Annotated in this window: 18 protein-coding genes; 9 read left to right on the forward strand and 9 right to left on the reverse strand. The window is 67.6% G+C overall.

Annotation, left to right across the window (positions count from 1 at the left end; all coding sequences use genetic code 11):
• The first annotated feature begins 76 nt into the window (after positions 1-76).
• The gene (locus ACLMAJ_RS22950; RefSeq protein ID WP_412015859.1) at positions 77-529 is read left to right on the forward strand and encodes a VOC family protein; all 453 of its coding nucleotides are present in this window, start codon (positions 77-79) and stop codon (positions 527-529) included.
• A gap of 131 nt (positions 530-660) precedes the next feature.
• Here ACLMAJ_RS22950 and ACLMAJ_RS22955 read toward each other — a convergent pair whose 3' ends face one another.
• Together ACLMAJ_RS22955 and ACLMAJ_RS22960 are read right to left on the reverse strand one after the other, a co-directional pair.
• Positions 661-1,260: a TetR/AcrR family transcriptional regulator gene (locus ACLMAJ_RS22955; protein WP_412015860.1), complete on the reverse strand. Its 600-nt coding sequence runs from the start codon at positions 1,258-1,260 to the stop codon at positions 661-663.
• Positions 1,261-1,583: 323 nt separating this feature from the next.
• Entirely contained in the window at positions 1,584-2,474 is an 891-nt protein-coding gene (locus tag ACLMAJ_RS22960; protein ID WP_412015861.1) for an alpha/beta fold hydrolase, read from the reverse strand.
• Between the two features lie 140 nt (positions 2,475-2,614).
• On the opposite strand from ACLMAJ_RS22960, the gene ACLMAJ_RS22965 reads away from it, so the two are divergent.
• Positions 2,615-4,474, forward strand: a complete 1,860-nt coding sequence (locus ACLMAJ_RS22965; RefSeq protein ID WP_412015862.1) for a Na+/H+ antiporter — start codon at positions 2,615-2,617, stop codon at positions 4,472-4,474.
• A gap of 10 nt (positions 4,475-4,484) precedes the next feature.
• Here ACLMAJ_RS22965 and ACLMAJ_RS22970 read toward each other — a convergent pair whose 3' ends face one another.
• The gene (locus ACLMAJ_RS22970; RefSeq protein ID WP_412015863.1) at positions 4,485-5,030 is read right to left on the reverse strand and encodes a TetR/AcrR family transcriptional regulator; all 546 of its coding nucleotides are present in this window, start codon (positions 5,028-5,030) and stop codon (positions 4,485-4,487) included.
• Between the two features lie 237 nt (positions 5,031-5,267).
• On the opposite strand from ACLMAJ_RS22970, the gene ACLMAJ_RS22975 reads away from it, so the two are divergent.
• Genes ACLMAJ_RS22975 through ACLMAJ_RS22985 form a run of 3 tightly spaced genes read left to right on the forward strand, consistent with a single transcriptional unit; the run spans position 5,268 to position 7,417 of the window.
• On the forward strand, positions 5,268-5,885 hold the full coding sequence (locus ACLMAJ_RS22975; RefSeq protein ID WP_412015864.1) for a TetR/AcrR family transcriptional regulator: 618 nt from the start codon (positions 5,268-5,270) through the stop codon (positions 5,883-5,885).
• A 30-nt stretch (positions 5,886-5,915) separates the two neighbouring features.
• Positions 5,916-6,596: an enoyl-CoA hydratase-related protein gene (locus ACLMAJ_RS22980; RefSeq protein ID WP_412015865.1), complete on the forward strand. Its 681-nt coding sequence runs from the start codon at positions 5,916-5,918 to the stop codon at positions 6,594-6,596.
• Between the two features lie 38 nt (positions 6,597-6,634).
• The gene (locus ACLMAJ_RS22985) at positions 6,635-7,417 is read left to right on the forward strand and encodes a crotonase/enoyl-CoA hydratase family protein (protein ID WP_412015866.1); all 783 of its coding nucleotides are present in this window, start codon (positions 6,635-6,637) and stop codon (positions 7,415-7,417) included.
• Between the two features lie 113 nt (positions 7,418-7,530).
• Here the strand turns inward: ACLMAJ_RS22985 and ACLMAJ_RS22990 are convergent, their stop codons facing one another.
• From ACLMAJ_RS22990 to ACLMAJ_RS23000, 3 genes are all read right to left on the reverse strand, one after another.
• Positions 7,531-8,253: a dienelactone hydrolase family protein gene (locus ACLMAJ_RS22990; RefSeq protein WP_412015867.1), complete on the reverse strand. Its 723-nt coding sequence runs from the start codon at positions 8,251-8,253 to the stop codon at positions 7,531-7,533.
• A gap of 93 nt (positions 8,254-8,346) precedes the next feature.
• A complete protein-coding gene (locus ACLMAJ_RS22995; RefSeq protein WP_412015956.1) occupies positions 8,347-10,821 on the reverse strand; it encodes a heavy metal translocating P-type ATPase in 2,475 nt (824 codons plus the stop codon).
• A gap of 317 nt (positions 10,822-11,138) precedes the next feature.
• A complete protein-coding gene (locus ACLMAJ_RS23000) occupies positions 11,139-12,047 on the reverse strand; it encodes a 4-hydroxy-tetrahydrodipicolinate synthase family protein (protein ID WP_412015868.1) in 909 nt (302 codons plus the stop codon).
• A gap of 70 nt (positions 12,048-12,117) precedes the next feature.
• Between ACLMAJ_RS23000 and ACLMAJ_RS23005 the strand changes: the two genes are divergently transcribed.
• From ACLMAJ_RS23005 to fadD11, 3 genes are all read left to right on the forward strand, one after another.
• Positions 12,118-13,017 (forward strand): LysR family transcriptional regulator, encoded by a 900-nt coding sequence (locus ACLMAJ_RS23005; protein WP_412015869.1) that lies wholly within the window; start codon positions 12,118-12,120, stop codon positions 13,015-13,017.
• Between the two features lie 316 nt (positions 13,018-13,333).
• A complete protein-coding gene (locus ACLMAJ_RS23010; RefSeq protein WP_412015957.1) occupies positions 13,334-14,482 on the forward strand; it encodes a methyltransferase in 1,149 nt (382 codons plus the stop codon).
• A gap of 44 nt (positions 14,483-14,526) precedes the next feature.
• Positions 14,527-16,341 (forward strand): fatty acid--CoA ligase FadD11, encoded by a 1,815-nt coding sequence (gene fadD11 / locus ACLMAJ_RS23015; protein ID WP_412015870.1) that lies wholly within the window; start codon positions 14,527-14,529, stop codon positions 16,339-16,341.
• Positions 16,342-16,478: 137 nt separating this feature from the next.
• Here fadD11 and ACLMAJ_RS23020 read toward each other — a convergent pair whose 3' ends face one another.
• Both ACLMAJ_RS23020 and mshC read right to left on the reverse strand, forming a co-directional pair.
• Complete coding sequence (locus ACLMAJ_RS23020) at positions 16,479-17,579, reverse strand: MBL fold metallo-hydrolase (RefSeq protein ID WP_412015871.1); 1,101 nt, start codon at positions 17,577-17,579, stop codon at positions 16,479-16,481.
• A gap of 186 nt (positions 17,580-17,765) precedes the next feature.
• Positions 17,766-19,004, reverse strand: coding sequence for a cysteine--1-D-myo-inosityl 2-amino-2-deoxy-alpha-D-glucopyranoside ligase (mshC, locus tag ACLMAJ_RS23025; RefSeq protein WP_412015872.1), 1,239 nt, complete (start codon positions 19,002-19,004; stop codon positions 17,766-17,768).
• 276 nt (positions 19,005-19,280) lie between these two features.
• Between mshC and ACLMAJ_RS23030 the strand changes: the two genes are divergently transcribed.
• Positions 19,281-20,147, forward strand: a complete 867-nt coding sequence (locus tag ACLMAJ_RS23030; protein ID WP_412015873.1) for an LLM class flavin-dependent oxidoreductase — start codon at positions 19,281-19,283, stop codon at positions 20,145-20,147.
• A gap of 10 nt (positions 20,148-20,157) precedes the next feature.
• On the opposite strand, the gene ACLMAJ_RS23035 is transcribed toward ACLMAJ_RS23030, so the two are convergent.
• Positions 20,158-20,958, reverse strand: a complete 801-nt coding sequence (locus ACLMAJ_RS23035) for an SCO1664 family protein (protein WP_412015874.1) — start codon at positions 20,956-20,958, stop codon at positions 20,158-20,160.
• Between the last annotated feature and the right edge of the window lie 3 nt (positions 20,959-20,961).

Below are 20,961 nucleotides of genomic sequence, written 5' to 3' on the forward strand. Positions count from 1 at the left end.
GAGGCGATGGTCGGGGGTGTGGGATGGTCGAGGGCACCGAATTCGTCGACGCCGCTGAGCAGGAGGCCAGGGCTACATGGCAGTGAACTGGAAATTGGTGATCGACAGCACGAACGCACCCGTCCTCGCGGACTTCTGGGCCGCGGCGCTGGAGTACGAGGTGGAAGACCCCAGCGTTCTCATCGAGCAGCTGCTGGCTGCCGGCCACCTCGGCCAGGACGCGGTCATCGAGCACCGAGGCCGAAAAACGTTCCGCGGCTACGCCGCCATCCGCCATCCCGAGGATCCATTCGACGAGACCAGCGGTATCGGGCGCGGTCGACGGCTGCTCTTCCAGGACGTGCCCGAAGCCAAAACGGTCAAGAACCGCTTGCATATCGACATCCACAGCGAGCCGGGTGGTCTGGCAGCGCTGGCGGCCCGGCTCGAGGAGTTGGGGGCGGTCCGCGTCCGCGAGGTCGACAAGGGACCGGCCGGGCACTGGTGGGTCATGAATGACCCCGAAGGCAACGAGTTCTGTGCGACCTAGACCGCGACGCGCGACGGCGGGGCAGCTGCGCGACCTGGTGGCGACCGCAGACGGGCCTCCGGCGTGCGCTCGGGTGCCCTCGATCAGCGCTTTCGGCTCGGCGCTGACGTTCGACGCGCATCGGGAACTCCTCAGGGGCCGAAGGCTCGCAGCGTGATGTCGACGAGGCAATCGGCGTACTCGGCGGTGAGCGGCCCCGAACGATGCAACCACCGTTGGAACAAGGGGGCATAGAGCACTTCGAGGACCAAGTCGAGGTCGGCGTCGGTGGCGAGTTGTCCGGCCTGCTGCGCGCTGCGCAGGCGGGCCTTCTTGGCCTCGTCCACCGGGCGGGCCAGCTTCTCGTGGAACTGGGTGGCGAGATCGGGATCGTTGATGATCTCGGTGTTGAGCGCGCGAATCGGACGTTCGAAGTCGGGGTCGGCGAACTCGGTGACCGTCGCGCGCATCACCAGTTTCAGGTCGGACTCGATGTCGCCGGTGTCGGGCAGCGCCATGCCCTGCCCGTCGACATCGGCGCTGAGCGCCAGGAACGAATCGAAGATCACCGCCCCCTTGGACGGCCACCACCGGTAGATCGTTTGCTTGCCGACCCCGGCCCGCGCCGCGATGGCCTCGATGGACACCGTCTTGTACCCGACCTCGGAGATCAGTGCACGGGTAGCGGTGAGGATCGCCTGCCGCGAGCTTTCACTGCGCCGGGCACGTGCCGGATTCTGGGCATTGGACATATGCGCAGGCTACACCCAGTCGAGACGAGACGGTTCGTATGATGGTCGTCAACCCCAGGACGGCGGCGAGGTGGTCTTGTAATTCGCGCGCTGCGCCTTCGAGGGCGGCGACGGTGAGGGTGGCCATGCTGTCGGCGCGGCGGGCGTCCAGGCCGTGGCGGATGAGGAGTTCGGCAAGGGCGCGGTGTCAGCGGGTGGCGCACTCGATCATGCGCGCCCGCGCGATCGAGATGCGCGGGCGGGCGGTGGTTTCGCTGCCTGCTCGCCGTGCCGCTGCCATACCCGCCATCCCATGGGAGAGTCCATAATGGCGGGTGGCGGCGTTATTTCACCCGGGTGCCGTGAAAGTCGAGGACGGCGGAGAGGGTGTCCTCGGGGGCTTCCAGTTGCGGATAGTGTCCGACCGCGGGCAGCTCGACGATATCGGGATCGGGGATCAGCTTGCGGTAGCGGCTGACCATGTGCGCGCCCGACACAGGGTCGAGCAGGCCATCGATGAACCGCAGCGGCACCTGGGTCTGTGTCAGTGCCCCCACCCAGCGGTCCCGGTTCGACTTCCGTTCGCTCATGTATCGAATAAGCTTGTGGCCGTTGCGTTTACCGTGCTTGCTGCACCACAGCAACCAGAACTGGCGCAGCTCTTCTTCGCTGGGTTTCGTCTCGGGACCGAAGACTGCGGCCAGGCTGCTCGCGAAGGTGTGTTCGGTGCCGAGGATCCCGATCAGCGAGCCGAGTGGACTGGCCAGCAGCCGCTGGATGAGTCGGGCTCGATGAGCTTCGGGGAACAGTCCACCGTTGAGCAGGCACCCCGATTCGATCATCAGCGAGTCATCGCCTTCGGCGCGGCGCTGGGTGTCACGGGCCAGCAACTCCTGGGCCACGGTGTCGCCGTAATCGTGGGCCAGGATGTGAAAGCGCCCGATGCCCTGCTCACGCAGCAGGTTTTCGTGCAGATCGGCCTGATCGGTGATCGCGTACTGATAGTGGCGCGGTTTCGCCGACCACCCGAACCCGATCATGTCCGGTGCGATCACCCGCGCGAAGCGCGCACACAGACCGGGCCATATCTTGTGCCAATCCCAGGATGCGGTGGGAAACCCGTGGATACACAGCAGGGTGCCATCCGCACCTGCTCCGCCGTCGCGCCAGAAGACCTGGTGACCGCGATGAGTGTGGCGCCGTCCGCTCGCACGCCAGAGCGCAAACTCCTCCATATCAACCTCCTCCATGTGTGTCGACAAGCATTGCGCGCGAACCCCGCCACCACAGCGATTCGGCCGAACCGCCGATAGAGTTCGTGTCACGTACTGCACGGTCGGTTCGCGCCAGCCATTTGCTCTGCGAGAATGCCACAGTGCATGTCGCGTTCGGCCTTGTTGTTCTCATCGCGTCAGCGGTGTCGCTGGCGGCCTTGGCCCGCCGCTTCGCTATATCCGAACCACTGGTGCTGACGCTGGCCGGTGTCGCGGCGTCGTATGTGCCGTTCGTGCCGGAGGTTCATCTGGATCCGGAGATCATTCTGCTCGGGTTGTTGCCGCCATTGCTCTACACCGCCGCGATTCGGACCTCGCTGGTGGATTTCCGGGCCAACGCGCGCACCATCGCGTCGCTGTCGGTGGGGCTGGTGCTGTTCAGTACGTTCGTGGTGGCCGCGGTGGTGTGGTGGCTGCTGCCGGTGCCCTTCGCCGTCGCGGTGGCGCTCGGCGCGGTGGTGGCGCCGCCGGATGCGGTCGCCGCGACCGCGGTGGCGCGCAGGATCGGGATGCCGCGACGCATCGTCACCGTCCTCGAAGACGAGTCGATGTTCAACGACGCGACCGCGCTGGTCGCGGTGCGCACCGCGATCGCCGCCTCGGCCGGGACGGTGACGGTGTGGAAGGCGGGCGGAGATTTCCTGCTCGCCGCCGGTGGTGGCGCCGCGGTGGGGATCGCGGTGGCGTATCTGCTTGCGATGCTGCGCCGCCGGATCACCGACCCGGTCCTGGATACCTCGCTGTCGTTTCTCGCGCCGTTCATCGCGTATCTGCCCGCCGAGGGTATCCACGCCTCGGGAGTGATCGCGGTGGTCACCTGCGGGATGATCCTGGGTCACGGTGCGCCGGTGTGGCAGAGCGCGGCCTCGCGCATCGCCGAGCGAACCAACTGGCGCACCATCCAGTTCATTCTGGAGAGCTCGGTGTTCCTGATCGTCGGGTTGCAGATGCGCGCGATCCTCGAAGGCGCGTGGGGCAGTGGTTTGGACCACCGCCAACTGATCATCGCCGCGACGGCGGTGCTGGTCGCGGCGATGCTGGCACGACCACTGTGGATCTACCCGTGGGCGTTGCTGTTTCACCGGTTGACCCCGACCGGATCGCAGGTGCCACTGAGTTATGCGACGGTGGTGTCCTGGGCGGGTATGCGCGGTGTGGTCACCCTCGCCGCGGTGCTGCTGCTACCGGAGGACACTCCGCAGCTGCCGGTGCTGAAACTGCTTGCCGTGATCGTTGTGGCGGGCACCCTGCTGGTGCAGGGCACCTCGCTGCCGGTGCTGGTGCGGTGGTTGCGTCTACGTGGACCCAGCCGCGCCGAGGACGCGTTGCAGAAGGCGAACCTGCTGCAACAGGCGACCAACGCGGGGCTGGCGGAGTTGGAGCGGCGCATCACCCCCGACACCCCGCTCAGCGTCATCGAGTCGCTGCGTGATCGGGTCGCCTGGAAGACCAACGCGGCATGGGAAAGTCTGGGGCGCGCGGAATCGGAGCTGGCGACACCGACCGCGGAGTACCGGCGCCTGCGCCTGGAAATGCTGCGCGCCGAACGCGAAACTGTACTGCGCGTGCGAGATTCGGGCACCCTGGACTATGCGATCCTGCAGCACGTGCTGGCCAGGCTCGATTTGGAAGAGTCGATCATCGACCGGTACGACGAAACCGAGGAAGCGCCCGTCGAACCCCTCGCGCTGCCCGGGGGCAGCGAGAACTGCGAACATCTGCGCAACGCGCCACTGGTGCTGGAATCCGATGAGCGCGACGAGTGCCGGGAATGTGTGGCCGAGGGCATGAGCTGGGTGCATCTGCGCATGTGCCTGGCATGCGGGCACATCGGCTGCTGTGATTCCTCGGTCGGCAACCACGCCAGCAAGCATTACGCCGCCACCGCGCATCCGGTGATGCGCAGTGTGGAGCCGGGTGAAGCATGGCGCTGGTGCTATGTGGACGAACTGCTGGGCTGAGCGCGCCCCTTCAGCGGCGGGCGTGGGAGTAGATCAGCCGCGCGTATTCGGTGAGCAGCCTGTCGAGGGAGACGTCTTCGTTCGCGGCGACCTGCTGGTAACCGATCAGCATCGCCATGCCCAGTGAGGTGACCACCGAGGCGGTGTCGTCGTCGCCGACAACACCTTTGATCGCCTTGTGCACGGTGCGGCGGCGCGATTCGTCGACGCGTTTGATCGCGAGGTTGACCGATTCGTCGTTGGCGGCCCATGCGCGGATGGCGGCCTCGGCGGCGTGGTGCAGGCCCGAGGCAAGGTCGGACATGGCGCGAATGTCGTTGTCGGGGTTGCCCTGGTTGAAGTTCAGTGTGCGCAGGATGAGCACCTGACGGTTCTCCCAGTGCTCGAGTAGCACGTCGACGAAGCCTTGCCAGCTGCCGAAGTGGTGGTAGAACGAGCCGCTGGTGATCCCGAGGCGCTGGCACAGCACGCCGATGTTGAGGCCCTTGAAACCGAGTTCGGCGAGCATCTCCAGAGCGATGTCGAAGTACTGCTCCTTGGTGACCACTCGTGACATCGGTGCGCCGTTCTGTCGTTCGGGCAAGTGTGGGGAGGACCGAACAGTACCGCATTGTATTGCGGGCCGGTGCGTGCGTAACGAAATCTCCGATGTGAAACTCCGGCCACCGGAAAGTAACCGTGACTGGCCGAAACATGAAGTGGCAGTGCGCAACAGGGGTATCGATGCCGTGGGGTGCGAGCCCGAAAATCTTGGGCATTTATAACAGAGCAATTGCTCTGTTATAGTTCGGATATGCCTCGCCCACGGATCCACGACCCCGACACGGTGCTCGATGCCGCGGAGTCGCTGGCGGTGCGATCAGGGCCCGCGGCGGTCACCATCCGCGCGGTCGCCGCGGCGACCGGGGCGTCCAACGGCGCGATCTATCACACCTTCGGTTCGCGCGCGGAACTGCTCGGGCGCAGCTGGTTGCGTGCCGCGCACCGATTTCTGGCAATGCAGACCGAACTGGTCGAGGCCCACCTCGGCGCACCCGCCCCTTCGCGCACCGCGGCGATCGAGGCCGTGGTCGCCGTGGCACAGACCCCGGTGCTGTTCGCCCAACGATTCCCCGAATCCGGGAAACTGCTGCACCTGGTCTCGCGCGAGCAACTGCTCGGCGACGAGCTGCCGGACACAGTCGCCGCCGAGCTGGCCAGCACCGACCGCACCCTGGTGGCACTGCTGGTCCGGCTCTCGAACGCCCTGTGGGATCGCGGCGACGGTCGCGCGGTCGATGTGATCACCACCTGTGTGGTCGACCTGCCGACCGCCATCCTGCTGCGACGCGGCAGGCTCAGCCAACCCGTTGCCCACGAACATCTGCGGGCCGCGGTGCGCGCGGTCCTGGACGTGGGCCCACCGCACTGACAGCGCCGAACCCTCTCGAAAGGAACCGCCATGCCCACCCTCGCCTACCACGACACGATCGCCGTCCTCGACCTCGGCGACGACGAAAACCGCTTCTCCCCCGACTTCCTCACCGCGATCAACGCCCAGCTCGATGCTGTACTCGCCGACGGCGCACAAGGATTGGTGACCACCGGCAGCGGCAAGTTCTACTCCAACGGCCTCGACCTGGACTGGCTGCTGGCCAACGGCGAACGCATCCAGTGGTATACCGGACAGGTGCAGGCGCTGCTCGCGCGGATGCTCACCCTGCCCATCCCGACCGCCGCCGCCCTGCCCGGACATGCCTTCGGTGCGGGCGCCATGCTGGCCATCGCCCACGACTACCGCGTCATGCGCGCCGACCGCGGCTACTTCTGCTTCCCCGAGGTCGACATCAACATTTCGTTCACCCCGGGCATGGCCGCGCTCATCCAGGCCAAACTCACCCCCAGGTCCGCGCTCGCCTCGATGACCACCGGCCGCCGCTTCGGTGGGGTAGACGCGCGCGACTACGACATCGTCGATGCGACCGCGGGCGAAGGTGAGGTGACGACCGCGGCGGTGGCACTGCTCGCCCCGTTGGGAGGCAAGGACTCCGCGACCCTCGGCGCCATCAAGAACACCATGTTCGCCGGTGTAGTGGCCGCGCTCACCGCCGATGCGCCCTCGCAGATCTCGTTGCCGCAGTAGGGTCCAACAAGCAGATCACCACGAACGAGGAGACTGTCGTGAGCGAGGCCGCTACCCTGCGACGCCGGGGCCACATCGCCGTCATCACCCTGAACCGGCCCGAGGCGATGAACGCGGTGAACGCCGAGCTCTCGATCGCCGTCGGGGCCGCACTCGAGGAACTGGCCGCCGATCCGCAGCTGCGAGTCGGGGTGATCACCGGAGCGGGCCGCGCCTTCTGCGCGGGCGCCGACCTCAAAGAACTCGCCCGCGGCAACGGGATCGGTGACCCCGAGCACCCGGAATACGGATTCGGTGGATTGGTCCGGCATTTCATCGATAAACCGCTCATCGCGGCGGTCAACGGCTTCGCCCTCGGTGGCGGCACCGAGTTCGTCCTCGCCAGTGATCTGGCGGTGATGAGCGAGGATGCCACCCTCGGGCTGCCCGAGGTCACACGCGGTCTCGTCGCCGCGGCGGGTGGCCTGCTGCGACTGCCGCGGCAGATCCCACCCAAGATCGCCCTGGAAATGGCGTTGACCGGCGCCCCCATCAATGCCGCCACGGCCGCCCAATGGGGTCTGGTCAACCGGGTCGTACCCGCCGACCAGGTGCTCTCCGCCGCCATCGAGCTCGCCGAAACCATCGCAGCCAACGCCCCACTCGCGGTCCGCTCCTCCAAGCGAATCATGCACCGAGTCAACGGCTTCGGCTCGGACTGGGATACTCCGATCTGGGAGATGAGCGCGCAGGAGGCGATTGCGGTGTTCGTCAGCGAGGACGCCCTTGAAGGCCCGCGCGCTTTCGCGGAGAAGCGTGCCCCGCAGTGGCGCGGGGAATAGCCGCCTCGCGCTGATGGGCGGTCGAGCCCTGCTCGACGGTGCCCGGCTCCCGATCACGGCGGGTCGCGCAGCGACTCGACGCCCATGAGGTGGTCGGCGGACCGCGGCAGTGGTTATGTCGCGTCAGGCCGTGCGACACGATCTTCGGTGCCGAGGTGGCGGTCGAAGAAGGCGAAGATGCGCTGCCAGGCATCGCGGGCGGCGTCCTGGTCGTAGCCCAGGCCGGTGACACGCAGCAGTGGCTCGACGGGGAAGACGTTGGCGAAACCGTGCATGGTGGCGGGATAGGACTTGATGTCGTGCTCGACCTGGAGTGCGGTCAGTGCGCGGTCGAGTTTGGCGGGCGCGCCGATCAGTGACGGGTCGAGTGCGGCGTAGCTGGCGACTATCGGGCAGGCACCGTTGAGAATGCTGCGGTAGTCGCCGTAGAGACCCGGATAGAACGGTGCGGCGGCGTCGAATCCTTGTGCAGCGGTGAGCAAGGCGAAGCCACCGCCAAGACAGAAGCCGATGACCGCGGTCTTGCGTGTGCAATCGACGTCGGCGAGCAGGTACCCGCGTGCGGCGAGGATGTCACGAATCGGCGGGCCCTCGCCGGTGCGCAACAGCGCGTCGAAGATCGAGCGGATGCAGCGAACCCGGCCGCGGGAGAACAGGTTCGGGGCGATCGCGAGGTAACCGTAGTCGGCGAGCATCTCGACGTTGCCGCGCAGATCCGTGCCGAAACCCACCCCGTCGTGCAGTACGACGACCCCTGGCCACGGCCCCTGTCCGGTGGGGCGGGCGACGATCGCTTCGATGGTGCCGTCGGGCGCGTCGAGCTCGATGGTCTGCATGCCCACCGAATCTAGGGCACTGTCTCAGACGTGTACAGCGTGGTGTCGGCGTTCATCGGTCGACGACGGGTCGAACGACGGTGAAACCCGACCTCACCGGCGTGCGGACACACGGTTGTTCTCGGTAGCGGGCCTCCGGGCGGGCAGCGGCAGGCGTTTGAGCGACAAAGCATTCAGGGCGACGATGACGCTCGAGCCCGACATCGAAAGGGCCGCGATCTCCGGGCGCAGGGTGAAGCCGAAGGCGGGTTCGAATACGCCTGCGGCGATGGGCAGGGCGACGGTGTTGTAACCCACGGCCCAGGCCAGGTTCTGGTGCATCTTGCGCAGGGTGCCGCGGCCGATACGCAGGGCGGTGGGCACGTCGAGGGGGTCCGAACGCATGAGGACCAGGTCGGCGGTTTCGATGGCGACGTCGGTGCCCGCGCCGATGGCGATGCCGAGGTCGGCCGCGGCGAGGGCGGGTGCGTCGTTGACGCCGTCGCCGACCATCGCGACCTTGCGCCCGGCCTGTTGCAGCGCAACGATTTTCGCGGCCTTGTCGCCGGGCAGGACGTCCGCGATCACGGTGTCGATGCCCAGCTCCTCGGCGATCCGTTCGGCGGTGGCCCGGTTGTCGCCGGTCAGCATGACCACTTCGATGCCGAGATCGTGCAGCTCCGACACCGCGGCAGCCGAGGTGTCGCGTGCGGCGTCGGCGATGGCGATGACGGCGGCGGCCTTGCCGTCGATGGCGACGAGTACCGCGGTGTGGCCGGTGGTGGCGAGGCGTTCGCGGGCATCGAACAGGGCGGTGGCGTCGATGCCCTCACGATCGAGCAGGCGGCGATTGCCGGCCACCACCCGATGGCCGTCCACCTCGGCTATCGCGCCGTGGCCGGGCACATTTTCGAAGCTTTGTGCGCGCCGACCGTCGACACCGAGCTGCTCCGCCCGGTGCACGATCGCCTGCGCGAGCGGATGCTCGGAGTCGCGTTCGAGGGCCGCGACCAGGCGAAGTACCGCGTTCTCTTCGGTGCCTTCGACGGTCACCACCTCGGTGACCTCGGGCTCGCCTTTGGTCAAGGTGCCGGTCTTGTCCATCACCACCACCTCGATGCGCGCTGCGGTCTCCAGCGCCATCGCATTCTTGAACAACACCCCGCGTTTCGCGCCGAGCCCGGTGCCGACCATGATCGCGGTCGGCGTGGCCAAACCCAGCGCGTCCGGGCAGGTGATCACCACGACGGTGATCGCGAACAACATCGCCTTCGCGAAACTCGCACCGGCCAGCAGCCACACCCCCAACGTCGCAGCACCGCCGATCAACGCGACGAGCACCAGCCAGAACGCGGCCCGGTCGGCCAGCTTCTGGCCGGGAGCCTTCGAATTCTGGGCCTGCTGAACGAGTTCCACGATCTGCGCGAGTGCGGTATCGGCGCCGACCTTGGTCGCGCGCACCCGCAGTGTGCCGTTGACATTGATGCTGGCCCCGATCACCGCCGAACCCGCGGACTTGTGTACCGGCAGGCTCTCGCCGGTGACCATCGATTCGTCGACCTCGCTGTCGCCGCCTTCCACGACACCATCGACGGCGATCTTCGCCCCCGGACGCACCAGCAGCAGATCACCGACGACGACCTGCGCGGTCGGCACCTCCACCGGCTCCCCCTCGCGCAACACCTGCGCCATCGGCGGCGCCAAATCCAGCAGCGTGCGAATCGCATCGCTCGCACCGCCACGGGCGCGCATCTCGAACCAATGACCGAGCAGCACGAAGGTGGCCAGCATCGTGGAGGCCTCGTAGAACACCTCGCCGCCGCCGGTGAGGGTGATCGCCAGCGAATACGACCAGCCCGCCCCGATCCCGACCGCGACGAGCACCATCATGTCCAGCGTGCGAGCGCGCAGAGCACGCACCGCACCGGTGAAGAAGATCGCCGAGGAATAGAAGATCACCGGCAGGCTCAGCACCAGCGCCCACACGTCCTGGCATAGCTCGAAAGGCACCGGCACATCCAGACCGAACATGTCCGAGGCCATCGGCGACCACAACATCACCAGCACCGAAAACACCAGCGCCACCAGGAAACGGTTGCGCATATCGGCCGCCATGGCCTCCATGGACATGCCAGCGTGGCCCGCGTGGCCGCCGTGGCCCATCGCCGCGTAATCCAGCGCCCCACGATCCGGCGTCGGATGTTCCCGGATAGTTGCCGATGCGGGGTGCCCGTGGGTCGTGTCGGGATCCCTCGGCGTCGGGGCGAGTTCGTGCTGTTCATGCGGCAATGGCATCGAGAGGTCGTGGGCGCGATGATCGGTTGCCGTCGCGTTCTGGCTGCGCGGGGCGGTGTGGCCGCTTGGCCCGTCGGGCTCGGTCATCGGATCGCAGAGATGTCCGGGCACCGAGCGGCCCGCGCAGTGGTAGCCGCAGTCGCGAATCCAGTCGCGTAGCTGCGCTACCGAGGTCCGCGTGGGGTCGAAGACGACTGTTGCGGTGTGGGAGACCGGATTGACCGCGACATCGACGACACCGGCCCGCCGGCCGAGGATCGCGGTGACGACGTTCTGCTCACTGGCCCTGCGCATCCCGCCGATATCGAGCACCACCGACCGGGTGGCGGGCCTCGCCTCGTGCGCTGCATGACCATCAGCCGGGTTGTCGTGCCGATGTCCGCGTTGCTCCATGTCGCCCACTCCTCGGTCGAACGGCCGGTTTCCCGTTGAGCCTATACCCCGTATAGGTATCCGATCAAGATCGGTCGTAGGGTGTCGGGTGAGTCGAGCGGTACGAATCCTTCGCCGCTGCGTCGTGAGATCTGACCCGGTCGACGTGGTTGGGTGCGGCGGCGGGGCGCGCCCGAGTTCGTGCTTGCGCCACATGGATGGCGTGGGCCGTGCGCTGGTCACATCCGCACTTCGGTGAGCTCGTCGAGTCGGTGGAGGGTCCGCGCGATCGAGTCCGGCGCGGCGGCCAGCAGGGGCTGGCGGACATTCGGGGTGGGGATTCGGCCCTGGGCGTGTAGGACTGCCTTGATCACCGAGGGGTTGGGTTCACCGAAGGCGGCGGCGGACATTCTTGCCAGGGCCGCGCCCAGTTCGCGGGCTCGGGTCGGATTTCCGCTGTGCCACGCGGACATCAGGGCGACGAATGGTGCGGTGGTCAGTTGTGCCGAGGCGAGGATGCCGCCGGTGGCGCCCAAGGCGAGCAGCGGGAAGAGGAATTCGTCGTCGCCCGCGAGGACGGCGAAGTCCGCAGGAAGGTCACCGAGCAGGTCGATGGTGTCGGCGTCGATGCCGCCTGTCGCGTATTTCACCGCGGCGATGCCGGGCAGTCGGCCGAGTTCGCGCAGGGTGTGCGCACTGACGGATCGGGCTGTGCGGTAAGGGATGTGGTAGATGATCACCGGCACGGGGCTGCTCGCCGCGAGCTGGGTGAAGTGAGCGAGCACGCCCGCTTCCGACGGGCGCGTGTAGTAGGGCACCGGGACCAGCGCCGCGGTGATCTCGGGGTGGGCGGCGAATGCGTCCAGGGCAGCGACGGTCGCGCGGGTGTTGTTGTCGCCCGCGCCGAGGATCAATGGTGCGTTTCGGGTGCGGCAGACCTCGGCGCACACATCGAGGACCGTGCGCTTCTCCTCGGCGTCGAGGGTGGCCGGTTCGCCGGTCGTGCCCAGGGCCACCAGGCCGGTCGCGCCGTCGTCGAGGACGCGGTGAGCCAAAGCTCGCAGTGCGTCGAGCGCGACGTCTCCGGTGGCGGTGAACGGAGTGACGAGCGGGACGAAAATCCCGCGCAGAGCTTCGTGCTGAGCCATAGGTTCACTGTGTCGGGCACTTACCCTCAGGTCTAGTTCGTATTTGCACCTTTGAGCGTAAGCTCATCTGATGCTCGATGTTCGCAAGTTGCGGCTGCTGCGGGAACTGGCCCGTCGCGGCACCATCGCCGCGGTCGCTGAGGCGTTGGCCTTCACTCCGTCCGCGGTCTCGCAGCAACTCAGCGCACTGGAGCGCGAAGCCGGGGTGGCGTTATTGCAGCGCACCGGGCGGCGGGTGACGCTCACCCCGGCCGGGCACACCCTCGTCGGGCATGCCGAGGTCGTGCTGGCCCGCCTGGAACAGGCACAGGCGGACCTGGCCGATTCCGAGGCCGGGCCCACCGGTGCGCTGCGGATCGGCGCTTTCCCTTCCGCGACACAGGCTTTCATCCCGGCCGCGCTGCGCACCCTGGCCCAGGACCATCCCGGCCTCCAGCCTCGCGTGGCGGAACTCGACCCGGCGCTGGTCTCGGACGCACTGCGCGCGGGCGAGCTGGACGTGGCGCTGGTACACGACTACGACCTGGTGCCGTTCCCGCCCGAGGCCGGAGTACACACCGAGCCCCTCTACCGCGAAACAATGTTCCTGGCCTCCACCACTCCACGCACCACCACCGACGCCGTCCTCGCCACCTGCCGCGACGAGCAGTGGATCGTGGCGACCACCGGCACCCGCTGCCACACCATGACCATCCGCGCCTGCCAGGCCGCGGGCTTCCTGCCCCACATCCGCCACCAGATCGACGAATTCGCCACGGTTTTGGCCTTCGTCGCGGCCGGTCAGGGTGTCGCGCTGGTCCCGGAAGCGAGTGCGGCGCGTCCACCCGCCGGGGTGATCCTCACCGAGCTCCCGATCGCACGCCACACCAGAATCGCCTTCCGCGCGGGCGCCGACCAGCACCCGGCCATCGTGGCGTTCACCGCGGCGATGAACGCCACCGTCCGCGCCACGGTACCCATGCGATCCTGAAACGACCCGCATTCATCTCACCCGACGGGATCGGTCGCTCGGCGGAACGACACCGGGTCCCAGCCGCGCGGGACTGCCGTACCCGCGCCACCCGCGCGCCGCGCCCTATGGGATTCTTGAGGTGAATCAGTGAAAGGGCTTCTCGTGACGCTCGGCATGGTCCTCGGCGACTCCTTCGCTCGCGCTTCGACGCAGAACGGCTAGCCCTTCCCCGGTTCCAACCTCGCCCGGGTCCGACACCCGGCTGTGATCGCACCTGGTCGAAGTGCTCTCCGTGTCCACACACGTTCGATCACGAGGAGCATCCGTGCCAACCATGCACTGGACCGACACCGACACCGACCGTAGCGCCCCCTGGCATTCCGAGAGCGGCGCGCCGATGCCGCGACGGGTTATCGTCGCCGACGACACCATGCGCGCCGACACCGCCTACCGATTGGCCTGTGAGGGCACCGCGCTGTTGTGGCAGGGCGATTTTCAGCAGGCACGGCAGTTATTGCAGGCGCTGCGTCGCCGCATCGACCGCGTAACGCCGCCGCGCGGCGGTAGCGTCGCGGAGACTTTCCACCTCTATCGTCGAGCTCGGGGGCATCGTGCGCGGGTGCTGGGGAAACTCGTCGTCGAGTTGTCCGCGGACCACACCCTCGAGTTACGCAGGGCACCGGATCTGCGGCAGGTGTGCGCCGAGACCTACGGCGCGCCCGGGCAACCGATGGTTGTCGCGCTCACCGAATTGCTCGGCGCGATCGGTGCACAGCAGTGGCGCGCCAAGGGTGTCGATGTGCCTGCGCTGGGTGCGCGCATCCACCCGCATTACGGGGTGTTCTCACCCGTGCGAGGTGAATACGTCGACCTGGTCGCGCAGGCACCACTGCCCGCCGGTGGCGAGGGCCCCCGCACCGCATTCGACCTCGGCACCGGAACCGGTGTGCTCGCGGCCGTGCTGGCCCGTCGCGGCATCGAGCATGTCGTGGCCACCGACATCAACCCGCGCGCATTGGCTTGCGCCCGCGACAACATCGACCGGCTCGACCTGACCGATCGCATCGAGGTGACCGGCCCCGACTTGTTCCCCGCCGGTCGCGCCGAGCTCATCGTGTGCAACCCGCCGTGGTTGCCCGCGCGTCCCACCGCCGCCGTCGAACAGGGCGTCTACGACCCCGACGGCGCCATGCTGCACGCCTTCCTCACCGGTCTCGCCGCTCACCTGACACCCGGCGGCGAAGGCTGGCTGATCCTGTCCGATCTCGCCGAGCACCTCGAGCTCAGGACACGCGAAAACCTCACCGACGCCATCGCCTCGGCAGGGCTGCGCGTCCTCGACCGCCTCGACACCCGGCCACACCACAGCCGCGCGACGGATCCGACCGATCCACTGCACACCGCTCGCGGCGCGGAGATCACCTCGCTGTGGCGGCTGGCTGAATCGGGCAAAACGTCCCCCTTGCCGCGACCGGCGACCTAACGTCGGTGAGAGCAAAATCCGGCTGAGGTGATTGAGACTGTGCGATGAACCAACTGAACACGTCGTGCGCCGCGTTCCAGCGCACCGCCGCGATCGACCCAGAAGCGGTCGCTGTGCGCTCCATCGGAGGCGGACAGACCCTGACCTGGCGTGAATACGCCGATCAAGCACGACATGTCGCCGCAGGGCTCAACGCCCTCGGGGTCGGCCGCGGTGACACCGTCGCGCTGATGATGAGCAATCGGGTCGAGTTCTATCCGCTCGAGGTAGGCGCACAGCACACCGGGGCGGCATCGTTCTCGGTGTACAACACCTTGGCGCCGGAGCAGTTGAACTATGTGTTCACCAATGCCGAGAACCGGGTGGTGATCTGCGAGGAACAGTACGTCGAGCGGGTCAGGTCGTGTGGAGCGCCGATCGAGACCATCGTGTGCGTCGATGCAGAGCATGCCGGAACCATCAGCGTCGCCGAGCTCAAAGCCATGGGCCGCACCGATTTCGACTTCGAAGCGACCTGGCGGGCGGTGGCCCCCGAGGACGTCGCGACACTGGTCTACACCTCCGGCACCACCGGCAATCCGAAGGGCGTGGAGATCACCCACGCGAACCTGCTCGCCGAGGCGCACGCCTTCCACACGGTGCTCCCCGTCGAATTCGGTGACCGCCAAATCTCCTACCTGCCGACCGCACACATGGCCGACCGCATGACCGCGCTGTATTTACAGGAGGTCTTCGGCATCCAGATCACCGTCGTGCCCGACCGCACACTCCTGCCCGCCGCCCTGCTCGATGTGCACCCGACCATTTGGGGTGCGGTGCCGAGGGTATGGGAAAAGCTCAAGGCCGCCGTCGAATTCTCCGTCGACAACGAACCCGACGACACCACCCGCGCCGCTTTGCAGTGGGCGCTGGCGGTGGCCGCACGCAAGGCAGCCGCGCAACTCGAAGGCCGGCCGATCGAGGCGGAGCTGGCCGCGCAATGGGCCGAGGCCGACGAACGGGTGCTGTCGAAACTGCGCGCGAAAATTGGTTTGGACCAGGTGAAGTGGGCGATGTCGGGTGCCGCGCCGATCCCACCGGAGACCCTCGGGTTCTTCACCGGCCTCGGCATCCCGATCTGTGAAATCTGGGGCATGTCCGAGCTGACGTGTGTGGCAAGTGCCAGCTCACCGGCCGAGGCGCGCCTGGGTACCGTCGGACGGATGCTGCCCGGCATGGAATCCAAGATCGCCGAGGACGGCGAATTCCTCGTCCGCGGCCCCTTGGTGATGCGCCGCTACCGCAAAGATCCGGACAAGACCGCCGAGGCCGTCGACGCCGAGGGTTGGCTGCACACCGGCGACATCCTCACCAGCGACGCCGACGGGTTCCTGCGCGTGGTGGACCGCAAGAAGGAACTCATCATCAACTCCGCGGGAAAGAACATGTCCCCCGCCAACATCGAGAACGCGATCAAGGCCGCCGCCCCACTGGTCGGCGCGCTGGCCACCATCGGCGACGCCCGCCCCTTCAACACCGCACTGATCGTCCTCGACGCCGAATCCGCCGCACCCTATGCCGCCAAGCACGGACTGCCCGATTCCTCCGCCGCCGCCCTCGCCGCCGACCCCGGTGTGATCGCCGAGATCGCCCGCGGTATCGCGGCAGGGAATACGAAGCTCTCGCGCGTCGAACAGATCAAACGCTTCACCGTCCTACCGACCTTCTGGGAGCCCGGCGGCGACGAGATCACCCTCACCATGAAGCTGCGCCGCAAGCCGATCGCTACGAAATACGCCACCGAAATCGAGGAGCTCTACACCGCACAACCGGCGGCGACAGTGCATGAGCCCGTCGAACACGTCGTGCGCGCGAGCTAGCTGGATCTCGAACGCGCTCCGCGCCCTGCTCGTCGAACCGGACGGGGACGACGACGAGGAGAGGGAATCCGAGTAGGGCGGACCGCTGCGCGACGATTCTGGCTGCGTAAGGCCGCTCGAGTGGTACTCGCCCCCGATTACAGCGCGAAGGTCAGTCGTTGCGGACGCACGTAGTCGGTCGGGTCGTGCATGGTGCGCAATTCAGGGCGCTGCGCGGGTGTGAGGCGGGCCAGTTCGGTGCGCAGCGGGACGTCGTAGCGGGCGGCCTGGCTGGTGACGCCGGGCAGCCAGTTGTCGTGGTGGCTGGGCACGAACAGGGTCGGGCGCAGGGATTCGATGTAGCGGCGGGGGTCTCGTAGGCCGTTGGTGATTTGGTTGAAGCCCTGAATGGCGCCGATCTGCACGTCGGTCGGGGCGAGGCCGGACAAGACGTCGAAGACGTGGGGGGCTTTCTCGGTCAGCGGGCCCGCTGAGTCGTGCCAGGTGAGGGTGAATCCTGGAACCCGGAATTGGTAGAGCAGGACACCGCCTTCCTGGTCGCGCAGTCGCGGCAGACTGTGCAGCACGCCGTCGAGCGTCGGCGGGTGCGTCACCATCGCGCGCAGGTCGGGTATCGGGAAGAACGGTGCGGCCGGGTCGCTACGGTCGGGGGCGGTCGGAGCCGAATGCAGATGACGGATGGCAGTCACCGCGACATTGCCGACGGTGAAATCGTGGCGCGCGCCGATCAGCGTGTCGGCATCGCCCAGTTCGACCGTGGGGAACGACGGGTCGGTCACCTGCGCGCGGATGGCAGCACAGTGTTCGGCGCTACCGTGCACCACCGCGCCGCAGGCCTGCGCGATCCGGCCCGCGTCACCGGCGTGGTCGAAATGCCCGTGCCCGATGAAGATTGCCTCCGGATGCAAATCGGCCAGATCCTGCGCGGTGGCGGGCACATAGCCCGAACTGGTGAACCGGGGCACCCACGCGTCGAGCAGCAACACCGACCCGCCGATCGCCAACGCGAAGGTCGTGCAGCCCACCCACGACAGCACCACCTGGTCGGCACGCACCGCTCCAGTCTCCGGGTCGATGAGGTCCGCGCCGAAGAAACGCTGACGTGCCGCGAGGGTTCGGGCCCCGGCAGGCTCAGCGGAGGCCTCCAAATGACCGGCCACCCGCTGCGTGACGGCACCGAAGACACCACCGAGCGCGGTGCGCCGACCGATCAGGGCACGCGGATGAATGTTGCACACAGGAGCACCAGATCACGGAATCGCGGCGCGGGCAAGAGAGGTCGCCTCGACAAAGCAGCCACTCGCGTCATCCGGCTATGAGGGCCCCGGCTCCCGAACACGACCGCCGGAGGGCAAATGCCTCCGGCGGCAGGAGATACGTACCGACCCGCCCGCCACGAGAAGCCGGACGGGTCGGACAGAGCTCTACAGGCGCACGCCCAGCAGCGCATCGACCGCGGCGGCGATCAAGGCGGGAGCTTCGCGGTCGGCGCCACCGTACTCGACGGCTTGGGTTGCCCAGTTGTCCACGGCGGCCAAAGCTTTCGGGGTATCGAGATCGTCGGCCAGGTGTTGGCGCAGGCGAGCGATCGTGTCCTCGGCGGTGGGGCCGGAGGCCAGTGAGGTCGCGCGCCGCCACAGATCCAGGCGCCCGGTGGCCGCGGCGAGGACGGTGTCGGTCCACATACGGTCCTGGCGGTAGTGGCCGGCGAGCAGGCCCAGGCGGATCGCGGCGGGGTCGGTGCCGGAGCGGCGCAGTTCGGAGACCAGCACCAGGTTGCCCTTGGACTTGGACATCTTCTCGCCGTCGAGGCCGATCAGACCGGCATGGACGTAGTGGCGCGCGAAGCGGCGCCCGGCGATGAGCGCTTCGGCGTGGGCAGCGGAGTACTCGTGGTGCGGGTAGATCAGGTCACTGCCGCCGCCCTGAATGTCGAATTCGGGGCCGACGCGGTTGAGGGCGATCGCCGCACACTCGATATGCCAACCGGGACGGCCCGCACCGAAGGGGGCGGGCCACGACGGCTCGCCAGGGCGCGCGGAGCGCCACAGCAGCGCGTCGATGGTGTCGCGTTTGCCGGGGCGATCAGGGTCGCCGCCGCGTTCGGCGAACAAGCGGTCCATGGTGGCGCGGTCGTAGCCGGATTCGTAGCCGAACTGCTCGGTGGCGTCCGCGCGGAAGTAGATATCGGGGAATTCGGCGTCGTCGACGATATAGGCCGCACCCGAAGCAAGCAGCTTCTGCACGATTTCCACGACCTCGTCGACCGACTCGATGGCCCCGATATAGTCGCGCGGCGGCACGATCCGCAGCTCGGACATGTCCTCGCGGAACAGCTCGATCTCGCGGGTGCCCAGATCGCGCCAGTCGATGCCGTCGCGGGCGGCGCGCTCGAACAGCGGGTCGTCGACGTCGGTGACGTTTTGCACGTAGTGCACGTCGTGGCCCGCGTCTCGCCACAACCGGTTGACCAGGTCGAAGGTCAAGTAGGTTGCCGCGTGCCCCAGGTGGGTGGCGTCGTAGGGCGTGATCCCGCAGACGTACATGGTGGCCGTCGGACCGGGGGTGACCGGCCGGACCTGTCGGTCGGCGGTGTCGAACAACCGCAACGGTGGCCCTGCTCCGGGGATGGTGGGAAGGGCGGTATCGGACCAGGACTGCATCATTCGAGGGTAAAGGTGTGGTGGAGATCATCGGCCTTCGCCCCGTCCGATTCGCGACGTAGGACACCCCCATGGTGTGTTGCGACCTGCATAAACGGCGTCGGTGGCAGATGTCAATGGTTTCGTGCTCGCTGGTCCGATGCGCTCGGTGCCCGATTTGCGAGGTCGGCGAACCGGGCGAATCCGGCTCTCGCAATCATCGAGCACCATAGGGTCGGTGGTGGCCGGCAACCGACGCGAGCCACTCTTGTCGGTATCCCGCGATACCGTGACCGGATGACTGTTCTCGGTGCCGTCGCCCTCCCACAACTTCCACCGGAAGATCTTGCCGCAGTGGGCAACGCCGCGGAAGACAGCGGCCTCGACGAATTGTGGCTGTGGGAGGACTGCTTCTGGGGCGGCGGTATCGCGGCCGCCGCGACCGTGCTCGCGCGCACCGAGCGGATACGCGTCGGCATCGGCGTGCTGCCGGTGCCGTTGCGCAATGTCGCACTGACTGCCATGGAGGTCGCCGCGCTGTTGCGGATGCACCCGGGGCGGATCCTGCCGGGATTCGGGCACGGCGTGCAGGAATGGATGACGCAGATCGGCGCGGGAGTCGAATCACCGATGACCCTGCTGCGCGAACAACTCAGCGCGCTGCGCGCGTTGCTCAACGGAGAAACCGTGACCACCGAGGGCCGCTACGTGCGACTGGACAACGTCGCGCTGGATTTTGCGCCCACCGCGCCCGCGCCGATCCTGGCCGCCGCGGGCGGTCCGCGCACCCTACGGCTGTCGGGCGAACTCGCCGACGGCACCATCCTCACCTCACGTACCGCGCCGCAGGGCGTGCGCGCGGCACGGCTGCTCATCGAGGAAGGCCGTGTGAAAGCCGGTCGGACAGAACCACATCGGGTGACGGTGTACTTGGCCGCGGCAACCGGACCAGATGCCGCGGCACGACTGGCGGCAACCGCGCGGCGCAACGGTTTTCAGGAGGGTGCCGGCATCGCGGGCACCCCCGACGCCATCGCGGAGGCCGTGCGCCGATACGCGGCCGCGGGCGCGGACACCGTCGTGCTCGAACCGACCGACGACGACCCAGATCTGGCGGGGTTCGTGCGATTCGTCGGTGAGAAGGTGCGCCCGCTGCTCGATTGAGGCGGCACGCTCAGAACGCGGGCCAGGGAATCGGGCGGTGGGTGCGCGGACCGGGCATCACCGGGTCGTCGAGCAGCTGTTGGGTCCGCTCGGCGAGTGCGTCGATCTCGGGGTCGGTCAGGTGGGGTGCGAGATCGTCGGCGACCTGGCCGGGCAGTGCCTTCGCGAAGGCGGTGATGTCGTCGAGCAGATCTTTGTCGATATCGCGGCCCGCCCATCCCCACAGCACCGTGCGAAGTTTGTGCTCGCTGTGCAGGCAGATGCCGTGGTCGACGCCATAGACCTGGCCGTCGGTGCCTTCCAGGGCGTGTCCGCCTTTGCGGTCGGCGTTGTTGAGCAAGACATCCAGTACTGCCATGCGTTGCAGGCGTGGATCGTCGGCGTGGATGAGTGAGACCTCGTTGCCCGCAGGGTCGTGGGCGCGCAGCACTTCGCAGAAGCCGTCGGGGACCGCGCCCGCGGGAACCAGGTCGATCAAATCCAGACGGTTGCCCTGTTCGGTGTGGTTGTCCACCGCGTTCACCCAGCGTTGCACCATGCCGGGACCGTAGGGGCCCTCGCGCAGGATGGTTTCCGGGATGATGCCCCAGCCGAGGGCATCCGATATCAGATATGAGCCCACCTCCCGGCCCGCGAGGGTGCCGTCGGGGAAATCCCACAGCGGCTGCTCACCGCGCACCGGTTTGTACACCACTCGTAGCGGCGCACCGTCGGGCCCCGGGCTGCCGGGCACATCACAGACGAGGGTGACATTGCTTGCGACGGTCACCCGTCCGATCACCGTCAAATCGGCGGTGTGCCACACGGCCACCGG

Source organism: Nocardia arseniciresistens, from assembly GCF_046764875.1.
GTDB lineage: Bacteria > Actinomycetota > Actinomycetes > Mycobacteriales > Mycobacteriaceae > Nocardia > Nocardia arseniciresistens.

Excerpts from the sequence above, each read along its gene's own strand:
- ACLMAJ_RS22950 (WP_412015859.1), top strand. The coding sequence starts at position 77 with ATGGCAGTGAACTGGAAATTGGTGATCGACAGCACGAACGCACCCGTC.
- ACLMAJ_RS22955 (WP_412015860.1), bottom strand. The coding sequence starts at position 1,260 with ATGTCCAATGCCCAGAATCCGGCACGTGCCCGGCGCAGTGAAAGCTCG.
- ACLMAJ_RS22960 (WP_412015861.1), bottom strand. The coding sequence starts at position 2,474 with ATGGAGGAGTTTGCGCTCTGGCGTGCGAGCGGACGGCGCCACACTCAT.
- ACLMAJ_RS22970 (WP_412015863.1), bottom strand. The coding sequence starts at position 5,030 with ATGTCACGAGTGGTCACCAAGGAGCAGTACTTCGACATCGCTCTGGAG.
- ACLMAJ_RS22975 (WP_412015864.1), top strand. The coding sequence starts at position 5,268 with ATGCCTCGCCCACGGATCCACGACCCCGACACGGTGCTCGATGCCGCG.
- ACLMAJ_RS22980 (WP_412015865.1), top strand. The coding sequence starts at position 5,916 with ATGCCCACCCTCGCCTACCACGACACGATCGCCGTCCTCGACCTCGGC.
- ACLMAJ_RS22990 (WP_412015867.1), bottom strand. The coding sequence starts at position 8,253 with ATGCAGACCATCGAGCTCGACGCGCCCGACGGCACCATCGAAGCGATC.
- ACLMAJ_RS22995 (WP_412015956.1), bottom strand. The coding sequence starts at position 10,821 with ATGCGCAGGGCCAGTGAGCAGAACGTCGTCACCGCGATCCTCGGCCGG.
- ACLMAJ_RS23000 (WP_412015868.1), bottom strand. The coding sequence starts at position 12,047 with ATGGCTCAGCACGAAGCTCTGCGCGGGATTTTCGTCCCGCTCGTCACT.
- ACLMAJ_RS23005 (WP_412015869.1), top strand. The coding sequence starts at position 12,118 with ATGCTCGATGTTCGCAAGTTGCGGCTGCTGCGGGAACTGGCCCGTCGC.
- ACLMAJ_RS23010 (WP_412015957.1), top strand. The coding sequence starts at position 13,334 with ATGCACTGGACCGACACCGACACCGACCGTAGCGCCCCCTGGCATTCC.
- fadD11 (WP_412015870.1), top strand. The coding sequence starts at position 14,527 with ATGAACCAACTGAACACGTCGTGCGCCGCGTTCCAGCGCACCGCCGCG.
- mshC (WP_412015872.1), bottom strand. The coding sequence starts at position 19,004 with ATGCAGTCCTGGTCCGATACCGCCCTTCCCACCATCCCCGGAGCAGGG.
- ACLMAJ_RS23030 (WP_412015873.1), top strand. The coding sequence starts at position 19,281 with ATGACTGTTCTCGGTGCCGTCGCCCTCCCACAACTTCCACCGGAAGAT.